Source organism: Clostridium lapidicellarium, from assembly GCF_041224415.1.
Taxonomy (GTDB): domain Bacteria; phylum Bacillota; class Clostridia; order Clostridiales; family Clostridiaceae; genus Clostridium_B; species Clostridium_B lapidicellarium.
Genome location: NZ_JBGFFE010000007.1, coordinates 93,441 through 107,166, shown reverse-complemented (window position 1 = coordinate 107,166; position 13,726 = coordinate 93,441). Strand labels below are relative to the sequence as shown.

The 13,726-nt window shown below is 36.6% G+C and carries 4 protein-coding genes and 1 riboswitch; all 4 genes read left to right on the top strand.

What is annotated here, in order from left to right; all coding sequences use genetic code 11:
* Positions 1-31: 31 nt before the first annotated feature.
* The 4 genes from AB8S09_RS07220 (at position 32) to AB8S09_RS07205 (ending at position 13,717) form a co-directional block, all read left to right on the top strand.
* Positions 32-2,182, top strand: a complete 2,151-nt coding sequence (locus tag AB8S09_RS07220) for a HelD family protein (protein ID WP_369868822.1) — start codon at positions 32-34, stop codon at positions 2,180-2,182.
* A 47-nt stretch (positions 2,183-2,229) separates the two neighbouring features.
* A riboswitch (Lysine riboswitch) is annotated at positions 2,230-2,443 on the top strand.
* Positions 2,444-2,521: 78 nt separating this feature from the next.
* Positions 2,522-3,724, top strand: a complete 1,203-nt coding sequence (locus tag AB8S09_RS07215; protein ID WP_294180046.1) for an aspartate kinase — start codon at positions 2,522-2,524, stop codon at positions 3,722-3,724.
* A gap of 35 nt (positions 3,725-3,759) precedes the next feature.
* Positions 3,760-5,055, top strand: a complete 1,296-nt coding sequence (gene lysA, locus AB8S09_RS07210) for a diaminopimelate decarboxylase (protein WP_294180049.1) — start codon at positions 3,760-3,762, stop codon at positions 5,053-5,055.
* A 97-nt stretch (positions 5,056-5,152) separates the two neighbouring features.
* Positions 5,153-13,717 (top strand): glycoside hydrolase family 94 protein, encoded by an 8,565-nt coding sequence (locus tag AB8S09_RS07205; RefSeq protein ID WP_369868821.1) that lies wholly within the window; start codon positions 5,153-5,155, stop codon positions 13,715-13,717.
* Positions 13,718-13,726 lie beyond the last annotated feature (9 nt).

Genomic DNA, 13,726 nt, shown 5'->3' with positions numbered 1-13,726 from the left:
ATATATAAGTTAGCGAAATGGAGATATATATATGTGGAGAGATGATTTGGAAAAAGAGTTAAGTAAGGAAATCCAGTTAAATCTTGAAAAAGAAAAATTAAAAAAAGTATTGGATCAGATAAATACGAAAGTGCTAGATTGTATAGAACTTAGAAAAAAAGTTGTTAAATATATTCTGGATTTAAGAAAAAAAAATCTTGAACAGTATGAAGATGATGAGGATAAAGTTGTTGAATACTTTGATCATGAGATATATACAAAAGAAGAGCAGTTTAGACTGGTCAACAAGAGTATAAGAGAACTTACCATATTGAAAGATTCTCCTTATTTTGGAAAAGTGGTTTTTGAAGATAGATATGGTAGGGGAAAAATATATATAGGAAGATTTGGAATGAGCGATAAGGAGGGATATGAATCTGTTATAGTAGATTGGAGATCACCTGTATGCAGTTTATTTTATTCAGGAAATCTGGGGGAAACCAGCTATAATTCCCCTATGGGGACAATAGAAACGGATATATTGGGTAAAAGGCAATTTATTATAAAAAAGTCTAATCTTGTGGGGATGTTCGATTCAAACAAAGATGTGAAAGATGAAATATTGCAGATGGTATTGAGCAAGAATGCCGGAGAAAAACTTAAAGATATAGTAATGACCATACAGGAAGAGCAGGACAATTTAATAAGACAGCCAAGGGAAGGTGTTGTTGCTGTAAATGGAATGGCTGGCAGTGGTAAAACCACTATAGCTTTACATCGGGTGGCATATCTTTTATACAATTATAGAAAACTGCTCCAGAGGAAAGTGCTTATACTGGGACCCAATAGTATTTTTATAGATTATATTTCCATGGTATTGCCAAGTTTAGGAGAAGAAGAAGTTGCCCAACTTACTTTCAGTCAGTTTGCTAAAAGTATTTTGAATTTGACGGATATTATGGACTTAAAGGATTATATGGAAAATATTCTAAGTGGTGATAAACAATTTATTGAACAGGTGGCTCATAAAAATTCTTTGGAATATATAGGTGATTTGGATAAACTAGCTGACCGTGTGGAGAAAAATTGTTTCAAAGCGAAAGATGTGCTTTTTTATAACAAAGTAATAGTTACCAAGAAAGAAATTCAGGAGATGCTGTACTGCTATTTTAAAAATATGCCTCTGTTTAAAAGAGGTGTAAGATTAAAAAGAGTCATATATTCCAGGATAAAAGATGAGAGAGATATTTTAGTTAGAGCTATACAGAAAAAGTATAAAGATAAAATTAAAAGTATGACGAAAGAGGAACTCAATATCAATGGAATAAATTTGGAATTCAGGGAAAAAAATGAAATAGAAGAGGTTATAAAAGAAGTCATAAGGATAAAAAAATATAAACTTAAATGGTTGGAAAAGCCTGATATAATATCTGTATATAATGATTTTAATGGTAACAGGGAGCTTACTTATGATGATCTGGCTGCTATTTTGTATTTGAGAATAAAGCTGGAAGGCTTGAAGTACAGGGAAAAGATAAAACATATAGTTGTAGATGAAGCTCAGGATTATTCCCCGCTGCAGTTCAAAGTTATAAGGGAACTTACCGATTGCAGCTCTTTCACTATAGTGGGAGATGTTAATCAAAGGATTATACCTTCAGATGAAATTCCTGCTATGATGAGATTAAAAGATATTTTCCCGGATTTAAAGGTGAAAAATTTTTCCCTGAGCAAAAGCTATAGATCTACAAATCAAATAACTGATTATGCCAACCGGTATTTGAAAAAAGGCAGAATTATACCCATGGTTAGAAAAGGAGAAGAAGTTTTAGAAAAGCAGGTACGGACCTTGGAAGAACTTGCAGGCGATGTATTGGAAGATATTGAGCAGCTGAAAAACAAAGGGTATGAAAGTATTGCTGTGATATGTAGAAATTTAAGGGATACAGAGAGGCTGGGGAAGGTACTTAAGAAAAACATGTATATAAAGGTGATAAGCGGGGAAGATATGATTTATTCCAAGGGAGAAGTCATACTTCCAAGTTATCTTGCCAAAGGTCTGGAATTTGATGCTGTTATAATGATCGATAATTCTTACGGACTTAATGAAGAAACTTTAAAATATATAGTAATTACAAGAGCATTACATGAGCTTCATGTATATAAAATTTCCTCTAATACTATGACAATAAAAAATAGTTGAAATTGATAAATGTTTGTGGTAAACTTAGAACAATTTAATAATTGACTACCTAGGGTGGAGGCGCTGTAATTAATAGTATTTATTTTTAGTCGGCGGACATTTGAAAAATAAAGAAAGGAATTACGGCCGAAAAATTAGTTTGGCAGAACTAATTTTGGCTTTGTACAGAATATGTACAAAGCTGTCACTAAAATAGCCTTAACCGATGTATTTCATTGATGAAACTGGGAAAGGCTATTTTAGTGGAGAGCTACAAAGGTACACAACTAAGAGTAAATAAGTACAGTAATAGGTGTGTCCCTCTGCTGTGCTTGTTTTTTAATTTTAGGGAGGAGTATTATGGCAGTTATTGTTCAAAAATATGGAGGAAGTTCTGTTGGAACTCCTGAAAAAATAAAATCTGTAGCTAAGTCGGTAGTAAACAGAGTAAAGAAAGGTAATAAGTTGGTGGTTGTAGTATCAGCAATGGGGGACACTACGGACAATCTCATAGCACTGGCGAAAAAAATTACGGATAATCCGGATAAAAGGGAATTGGATGCACTTTTGTCCACCGGTGAAATGAGATCCTGCGCCCTGCTTGCCATGGCGATTAAGGATTTAGGATACGATGCAGTGAGTTATACAGCTTATCAGATCAGCATAAAAACCAGTGGACAATATGGTAAATCTCTTATAGATGATATAGATGAGGCAAAAATAAAAAAGGCTCTAAACGGCGGGAAAATTGTAATTGCAGCTGGATTTCAGGGAGTGAATACCGAAGGTGATGTCACCACCCTTGGCAGGGGCGGTTCTGACACTACAGCTGTAGCCATAGCGGTAAAATTAAGGGGAACATGTGAAATCTATACTGACGTGGATGGAATATACAGCGTGGATCCAAGAGAATATAAAAATGCTAAAAAACTTAGGGAAATAGATTATGAGGAGATGCTTGAACTTTCGAGTTTGGGTGCTCAAGTTATGCATTCCAGATCTATAGAACTTGCTCAAAAATATAACATACCTGTATATGTGGGATTGAGCAACAGCAATATAAGAGGAACAGTTATTAAGGGGGTAGATGATGTGAATTTGGAAAGTAAGCCTGTAACGGGATTGGCTACCAGTGACGATGATGTGGCGGTGACAGTTAGAGATATTGATTATGATATAAATATTATTGCAAATTTGTTTGAAAAAGTGGCCGACAGGAAAATAAATGTTGATATGATAAGTCAAACAGCACCTATAGGTAACAAGGTGAATGTATCCTTCACTATTCCCAAAGTTGATCTGAAGGAGTGTCTAGATATTTTAAAACCCTATTCTAAAGGCGGGGTACAAATTGATATAGATGAGAATATAACTAAATTTTCCATAGTAGGTATAGGGATGAAGACTACATCGGGAGTGGTTGCCAAGATGTTTAAATTATTTAGGCAGAATAACATATCCGTGAAGATGATAACTACTTCTGAAATAAGAGTTACCTGTGCCATAAATCAAGAAGATAAGATCAAAACAATAAATCTTATAGCTAAAGAATTTAACTTATGATGAGATAATTTGAGAACCTTTAGGAGGAAAATGGCATGAGATTATTTGGAAATATGGAAGTCAAGGACAATAATTTATATGTCGGAGGCATAAATGCAGTGGATCTTGCAGGTAGATTTAAAACTCCGCTTTATATAATAGATGAAGATTTAGTCAGGGAAAGATGTAAAATATATTATAGGACTTTTGAAGGATATGAAAATAATAAGATAACCTATGCGGGGAAGGCATTTTTAACTTTGGCCATGTGCAAAATAATAGATAGTGAGGGTTTATATTTGGACGTGGTATCCGGAGGTGAACTCTATACGGCTTTTAAAAGCGGTTTCCCGATGGAGAAAATTTATTTTCACGGGAATAATAAAACGGCAGAGGAAATTAAAATGGGAATAGATTTTAAAGTAGGCAGATTTGTAGTGGATAACCTCTGCGAAATGGAGGAGGTAAACTCTATAGCCAAAGAAGAGGGCAGAGTGCAGAAAATACTGCTGAGAGTAACTCCCGGCATAGAAGCTCATACACATGAGTATATAAAAACAGGGCAGGTTGACTCTAAATTTGGATTTACCATGTTAAATGGTGAAACCATGGAATTTATAAAAAAGGCCATGAATATGTCCAACCTTGAATTTGTAGGTGTCCACTGCCACATAGGTTCTGAAATATTTGAATTGGAACCTTATGAAGATGAAGTTGAAATCATGATGAATCTGGTAAAAAAAGTGAAGGATGAAACGGGCTATGAAATAGAAGAGCTGGATTTGGGGGGAGGATTCGGAATATACTACAGTGAAGAGGACAGCCCCAGGCCCATAGAAAGTTTTTGCAGTGCCATATTGAAAAAAGCCAAACTGGAATCGGAAAAATTGAATATAAAACTTCCGACATTGGTAATAGAACCCGGCAGATCCATAGTAGGTAATGCCGGAACGACACTTTATACCGTAGGAGCTACAAAAGATATTCCCGGTGTAAGAAAATATGCATTTGTAGATGGCGGCATGACGGACAATATAAGACCTGCTCTTTATAAAGCCCATTATGAATGTGCCGTAGCAAACAGAGTTCACAGTGATTGTGAGGAAACTGTAACTATAGGTGGAAAGTGCTGTGAATCCGGGGATATATTGATAAAAGATGCAAAACTTCCGCCGGTCAGGACGGGGGATATCCTGGCAGTGTTTAGTACAGGGGCCTATTGTTACTCTATGGCAAGTAATTATAATAAAGTGCCTATTCCGGCAGTGGTTTTAGTAAAAAATGGAGAAGCCAGGCTGATTTCCAAAAGGCAGAGTTTTGATGAAATGATAGAAAATGAAATAATGGTTTAGTTTAAATCCATACTTTCTGTAAATTAATATTTTGTGTTTTATTGGAAACAATAAATATTACGTAAATTCTTTTTTTACAGGAAGGATGGATTTTTTTATGCTTTATATTATGGGTACAGCTGCAATCATATTAATTGTGATAATTTATAAATATTCAAATAAATGTGGAAATACAGATGACAGTGCGATGGATAATATCCTTGCCTTCAATATGAGTAAGGAGGAATTGAAAAAATATGCAAAGGAAATGACTGTTATTCCAGCAGTTAATGGAAAGAAAAGCTGTAAAAGAAAACTCATACGCAACTTGGATAAAGAATATAAGAATATTTTGGACGGATGCAGTTTTTTTGAAAGTGAAATCAAAAGCAAAATAGAGGTAGCTTCATGTGCCGAATGGCTTTTGGATAATTTATATCTTATAAAAAAAGAATATAAGGACATAAAAGTCAGTGTATCGGGCAGTTATTATAGAGACCTTCCCGTAATGAAGGAAGGTGTTATGAAAGGATATCCTAGAGTATATTATATTGTCAGGGAAATGTTGTCTCACACTTATGGCATTGTAGATGAAGATACCATAGAAAGTTTTATAAGCTCTTACCAGGAAAATAAAATATTAAAGGATTGTGAACTCTGGGTACTTCCCATAATGGTGAGAATGGCACTGATTCAAAATATCAGCGCTGTGACAGGAAATATGGTTCTCATGCAGAAAGAAAAAGACAGGGCTGAAATTACAGCAGGAAAAATTATAAATTCAGGGAAAAATACAGGAGAAAAAATAAATTTCACATCCCATTTCACGGAAAAATTCATACGGATATTGAGGGATAATCTTATAGAAGATGCAGAGATATATGATTGGATAAATGAAGAACTATCTAAAAAAGACAGCAGTATAGGGAGAATGGTTAGCATTGATCATCAAAAGCAGGGGATATACCAGGTTTTGATGGAGAATTCCATTAAAGGGATAAGGGAGATATGTGCTCTAAATTGGAGGGAAAATTTTGAACGCCTCAGTTATGTGGAACAGGTTTTAAAGACCGATCCTTCAGGAATTTATGATAAAATGGATTTCCGTTCAAAGGATTATTACAGACGTAGAATAGAAAAATTATCCCCAAAAATAGATGTACCGGAATCCTTTATAGCGAAAAAGGCAGTGGAATGTGCCGGGGAGGTTCCTGAAACTTCTGAAAAATATGAAAAACATGTAGGCTATTATTTGATAGATAAAGGTATGGAGCGCTTAAAAGAAAAAATAAAGCCCGGAGGTAAAGAAACTACCCATATTATGACGCCGGAATTTTATATAGGCAGTGTATTGTTTGGAACTATTTTCTTGGATACTTTAATTAGCGGAATAAGTTTTTATTTTGAAGATCTGTATTTTTGGCAGTACATATTGGAAATAGTTATTCTTTTGATACCTACCAGTGAAATATTTATATCGATATTTAACTGGAGCATAAATAAACTTTCAGAACCCAGGTTTATACCAAAAGTAGAATTCAAACAAGGCATACCGGAACAGTTTAGCACTGCAGTTGTTATACCTGCCCTTACAAGTCATAGAACTAGGATAAAAGCTCTCATTGATGACCTGGAGGTATATTATCTGGCAAATAGGGAGGAAAATTTGTATTTTGTACTCCTTGAAGATTTTAAAGATAGTACCAGGAAAAAAGAACCCGAGGATAAGGCTCTGGTGGATACTGCACTGTATGAAATAAAAAAACTCAATGAAAAATACGGAACCGAAGGAAAAGACAAGTTTTATTTTTTGAGCAGATACAGAAAATACAATGAGAGGGAAAATAAGTGGATTGGATGGGAGAGAAAGAGAGGCAAACTTATGGAGTTCAATTCGCTTATAAGGAGGGATAAAAATACAAGTTTTGATATTATAAGCGGTGACATAAGTAATTTATATAAGGTGAAATATGTAATAACTCTGGATGCAGATACTGTTCTTCCCAAGGATACAGCTAAATTGCTTGTGGGTGCCATGGTTCATCCACTGAATGTCCCCTACCTTGATAACAAAAAGGTGGTCAGGGGTCACGGCCTGATGCAGCCTAGAATAAGCGTAGGCGTGGTAAGTGCAAATAAGACCCTTTATTCCAGAATTTTTTCCGGGCAAACTGGTATAGATTTATATACTACAGCTGTTTCGGATGTATATGAAGATATGTTTGATGAAGGTATATTTACTGGAAAGGGAATATATGACGTGGATGTTTTCAACAGCATATTAAGAGGTGAAATACCGGAGAATACAGTATTGAGCCATGATCTGCTTGAGGGATCCTATGTAAGGGCCGCCCTTTTGACTGATGTAGAACTTATTGATGGATACCCTGCCTATTATAATTCAAATTGTAAAAGGCTCCACAGGTGGGCCAGAGGAGATTGGCAGTTAATGCCATGGATCTTCAGGAAAAATTCCCTGAATAAATTGTCCCGGTGGAAGATATTTGATAATTTGAGGAGAAGCACTGTGCAGCCGGGTGTAATGCTTCTTATTATAATAGCACTGACTTTGTTTCAAGCTCCCAATAATTTACTTGCAATAGCTTTGATCTCTCTATTGTGTCCTATATTATTTGACATGTCCGAAACTGTGATGTCTCATACAGGGAAAATAAAACTCCCGAACAATATTATAAGCTTTAAGAATACATTGGAGCAGTTTTTGCTCTTACTGAGTTTTTTACCTCACAAGGTTTGTTTGATGCTGGATGCTATAATAAGGACAATTTACAGGGTATTTATAAGCAGAAAAAATTTACTCCAATGGCAGACGGCTGCAGATGTTGAGGCTGTTTCTTCTAAAACATTTAAAAGTTATTTGAAATCAATGTGGCCATGTGATGCTGCTGGAGCAGTTACAGCCTTTCTGGCTTTTGAAAACAATGTTGATACCCTGCTCTTTATGATGCCCTTTTGTATACTTTGGTTTTTAGCGCCGTGGATAGCATTTAGTGTAAGTAGAGAAGAAAAAAATAACGAGGAAATTGGAATTAAATGTGAAGAAAGGAAACTGCTTGGAGAGATCAGCAGGAGGATTTGGGCTTACTTTGAAGATTTTACACTGCCGGAAAATAACTGGCTTCCACCGGACAATTATCAGGAAAAACCTCATAGAGGGCTGGCCTGCAGGACATCTCCTACCAATATGGCCATGGGGATTGTTTCTAATATAACAGCCTATGATCTGGGATATTTGGGGATAGAAGAAGTTGAATACAGGCTTAAAAATATAGTTTTGAATATGGAATCACTGGAAAGATATAGAGGACATTTTTATAACTGGTATGACATAAAGACCAAGGATCCTCTTGGAGCCAGATATATTTCCACAGTGGACAGCGGAAATCTAGTAGGTTACATATGGGTTACTGTAGAAGCTCTGAAAGAGTATATTAACAGACCTTTTGTAAATGAAAATTTGGTTTCCGGTTTGGGTGATACGTTGGGATTGGCCCAGATGGAAATAGCTGAGAAGTTTAAGGTACATCGGGTATATGAAGATTTTATAGGAAAAAAATGTAAATTTAACATATTCTCTTTAAAATGTTTTTTAAATTCTGTTCTAGAGAGAGCTTCCATGATCGGTGGTGATTTTAGTGAACTTTACTGGAATGAAAAGGTCAAATATATGATTTCTCATTTTCAGAAAGAACTGGATGAATTTTTTCCCTGGGTTGATTTTATAGATAGAAATGAGAGATTTAAAAACATCAGAGGAGAATTGGATAAAATAGCTAACTTCATATCTATTAAAGAGATACCTGATGCAGTTGATAGATTAATTCACATTAAATTTGAGGACTGTTTTAAAAGTGAGACAGAGGATTTGGAGCAGTTGAAATACCTTTTGGGCAATACTAAATTGAAAGTGGAAAATCTTCTTTCTGGGCTGGAGAATTTAGAAGATAAGCTTATAAAAATGAGCAAAGAGCATGATTTCAGTATATTGTATGATAAAAAAAGGAGACTTTTTGCTATTGGATATGATGTGGAAAATAACACGGCAGGCAGCAATTACTATGACCTTCTTGCATCGGAAGCCAGGCAGGCCAGCTTTGTAGCCATAGCTAAAGGTCAGGTTGAAAAATCTCATTGGTTTAATCTTGGAAGAGCTATGACGTATGCCGGAGGGGGAAAAGTTCTGGTATCCTGGTCTGGAACCATGTTTGAATATCTGATGCCATTGATAATTATGAAAAAATTCCCCGGAACTTTACTGGATGAAACCTATAAACATGTAGTTGAAGCACAGAAAAGATATGTTAGCGGTAAAAATATACCCTGGGGTATTTCGGAATCTGCCTATTATGATTTCGATTCGGACTCGGTATATCAGTATAAAGCATTTGGCGTTCCGGAAATTGGCCTGAAAAGGGGTCTTATCGATGAACTGGTTATTGCTCCCTATGCTACTATTATGGCCCTTCAAGTTGATTTTAAGAGTTCCTTTGACAATCTGAAAGCCATTGTTAAATTGAAAGCTAAAGGAAAATATGGTTTTTATGATGCTGTAGATTACACGAGTAAAAGGCTTGAAAAAGGTAGAAAAAATGCACTGGTAAAATGTTTTATGGTGCATCATGAGGGCATGAGCTTTATGTCGCTTGATAATGTCCTCAGGGATAATATACTCCAGGAAAGATTTCATCGGATACCGGAAGTCAGGGCTGTGGAACTTTTACTTCAGGAAAAAAATTCTGGAGATGTAATCTATGATAAAAAGCAGGAAACTGGAGAACCGAGAATAGTTCCTCAAAATGAAAATATAATAGCAAGGAGGTACGGTGATCCAAAGACGGATTTGCCTGAAGTAAATGTGATCTCCAGCGGCAGGTATTCTCTGATGGTCACAAACAGCGGCAGCGGATACAGCAGGATTGGAGATATAATGCTTTATAGGTACCGTGAAGACCTTGTTACGAATGATACCGGGATGTTTTTCTATATAAAAAATATAAATTCCAATGAATACTGGAGTGCCTCCTATGAACCCTGTAAATTTATGCCCGAGGAATACGAGGCTGTGTTTTTACCAGGAAAATCGGAATTCAAAAGAAAGGATGGAAATTTGAGAACCCATACTGAAATCACTGTGTCTCAGGAAGATAATGGAGAGATAAGAAAAATTTCAGTTACCAATATGAGCAATTCAGCAAGGGAAGTTGAGATAACGAGCTACCTGGAAGTAACCCTATCCTCTTATAATGCGGACTTGGTTCATCCTGCATTTGGGAAATTGTTTATACAGACAGAATTTGTTCAAAATCCCATGTGCATTATTGCGTGTAGGAGATCCAGGGATATGGATGAACATAAAAAATGGCTCGTACAGACTACAGCGGTGGATGGGAATCAAATAGGTGCCGTCCAGTATGAAACCAGCAGGGAAAATTTTATAGGGAGGGGAAGAAATCTCACAAATCCAAAAGTAATGGACAATGATATGCAGCTCACAAAATCTGTGGGGGCGGTAATTGATCCTATAATAAGTTTGCGGGTTAGAATGAGAATAGAACCCGGAAGAACCGGTAGGATAGCTTACAGTACTATTGCGGCGGATTCCAGAGAAGATGCAATCAAACTTGCGGATAAGTACAGTGATATGTGCAATGTTAACAGAATGTTTCGACTTTCCTGGACTGAAGCTCAACTTGAGATGAAATACCTTGGCATAACATCAAATCAAATAAACATATACCAGAAAATAGCTTCAAAAGTTTTATTTTTAAATGAATTTTCCCGGGACAAATACAGGTATATAGTCAATATGAGGAAAGGACAATCAGCTTTATGGCCCTATGGAATTTCGGGGGATCTACCTATAGCCCTTCTTATCATAAGGGATGAAAGTGATATGGATCTTGCAAGACAATTTTTACGTGCCCAGGAATATTGGATTTTAAAAAATCTGTCGGTGGATTTGGTTTTGTTAAATTTTGAGGGCAGCTCTTATATGCAGCCTTTGCAGGCAAAATTAAGGGATATTGTAAACGTCAGTGTATCTAGGGTCAGAAGGGGCAGCGGTGGAAATATATTTATCTTAAATAGAAACAACTTGGGGGAAGAAGATGTTGATTTTTTGAAAGCCGTATCCAGGATTATAATAGACAGGCAAGAGGGGAAATCGCTTAAACAACTTGTAGACAACAGTATTTCTCCGGAAAAACTGAACAATGATAAAAATTACAGCTTTGATAAAAACGGGGAAGCAGTTTCCTGTTATAATTTTAAAATACCTCCTCTGTTGTACTTTAATGATATAGGCGGATTTTCTGAAAATGGGAAATCATATGTAATTGTCCTTAAAAACTATAGCAATACTCCGGCGCCGTGGATAAACGTCATTTCCAATAAAAAGTTCGGATTTCATATTTCCGAAAGTGGAATATCCTATACGTGGAATAAGAACAGCAGGGAAAACAAACTTACTGCTTGGTCAAATGATCCTGTAATAGACGGTGAGGCTGAAGATATATATGTAAGAGATGAAGAAACAGGCCATGTATGGAGTATATCTCCGGGACCCGTAAGGGATTCAGGACAATATGTGATAGAACATGGCTTTGGATATTCTGTTTTTAAACACGAGGCTGACGGAATAACAGGAAAAATGACTGTATTTGCAGATATAGAGGACAGCGTGAAGGTGTGCAGGATAAGATTGCATAATATAAGCAGCCGAAATAGGATAATTTCTGTAAGTTATTATGTCAAGCTGGTTTTAGGGGTATGCCATGAACAGACGGCACAGTATATATATACCAGGTTCAATGAAGAAGGCAAGTACATATATGCTAGGAATCCCTACAGCCAAAATTTCAAGGGTATATGCTATTTGAAATTGTTTGGCGGCAGCTGCCTGTCATATACGGGAGTCAGGTCAGAGTTTATAGGCAGGCAGGGAGATGTGTGCAAACCCTGTGGACTCCATTTTAAGAGATTTTCCAATACAGTTGGAGCTGGATTTGATCCATGTCTGGTTGAAAATGTGAAAGTGGAATTGAATTCTGATTCAGAGGAAGAGATTATTGTCCTTTTTGGGCAGGAAGATACTTTTGAAGAAATAGCCAGGGTTATGAAAAAATATGACCATCCTGAAAAGACTGGGCAGGAGTTGAAAAAAGCTCAAAATTACTGGGAAGATATTCTTGAAACCATACAGGTTGATACTCCTGACGATTCAATGAATATAATGTTAAATGGATGGCTCATGTATCAGGTAATATCCTGCAGGTACTGGTCGAGAACTGCATTTTATCAGTCCGGCGGGGCCTATGGTTTCAGAGATCAGCTTCAGGACGTCAGTGCCATATCCTATATATGTCCTGATATGACCAGAGAACATATAATTTACAGTGCTTCCAGGCAGTACCTTGAAGGAGATGTTCAACACTGGTGGCATCCTTATGTAAATAGTGGAATCAGGACCAGATTTTCTGATGATCTGCTTTGGATGCCATATGTGGTGGAGGATTATATAAAAAATACCGGGGATTTTGGCATACTGACTGAAGAAGTATGTTACCTAAAAGACAGTGAACTAAAAGAAGGGGAAAATGAAAGGTATGGTATATCTCCCGTATCTGCTGAAAAAGGCACTATCTATGAACACTGTGTAAAGGCTATTGAAAGATCTTCCAAATTCGGGCCGCATAATCTTCCGCTTATGGGTTCGGGGGATTGGAATGACGGTATGAATACTGTAGGAAATAAGGGAAAGGGAGAAAGTGTATGGCTCGGGTGGTTTTTATACGATATATTGGATAAATTTATACCGTTATGTAAATTTATGAATGATGATGAGAAAATGCTAAAATATTCGAGATTGAAAGATTTTGTAAAGGAGAATATAGACAAAAATGCTTGGGACGGAAGTTGGTATAGAAGGGCATATTTTGATGATGGTACTCCACTTGGATCCGTAAAGGATGAAGAATGTCAAATTGACTCAATTTCACAGTCATGGGCTGTTATATCGGGAGCTGCGAAAGAATCAAGGGCAAGAGAGGCAGTTTATGCCCTGGATAGAAATCTCATCAGGGAAGATAAGGGCATTGTACTCCTTCTTACTCCAGCTTTTGACAAATCATCCCTGGAACCGGGATATATCAAGGGGTATATTCCTGGTGTGAGAGAAAATGGCGGGCAATACACTCATGCCGCCATATGGTCTATTATGGCTTTTGCCAAAATGGGAGACAGTGAAAGGGCCTATAAAGTTTTTTCCATGTTAAATCCTATAAATCATACCAACAATTATCTGAACTGTCATGTTTATAAAGTGGAGCCCTATGTGATGTCGGCGGATATATATGCAGTGGAGCCCCATGTTGGCAGAGGAGGATGGAGCTGGTATACAGGTGCAGCAGGATGGTTTTATAGGGCAGGCATGGAAACTATACTCGGGATGACATTTAAAGGAGGCAGCGGTTTTGCTATAACACCTTCTATTCCGGAGGATTGGAGAAATTACAGTATACGGTATAAAAGAGAAAATTGTGTCTACAACATACAGGTTGTAAGGAAGAAAGAGAAGGGAATATGGGTTGATGGGAATAAAATTGAAGGTGGGATAATACCATTTTTCAAGTATGGCCAACATGATATTAAAATAAATATATAAAATTTTAGA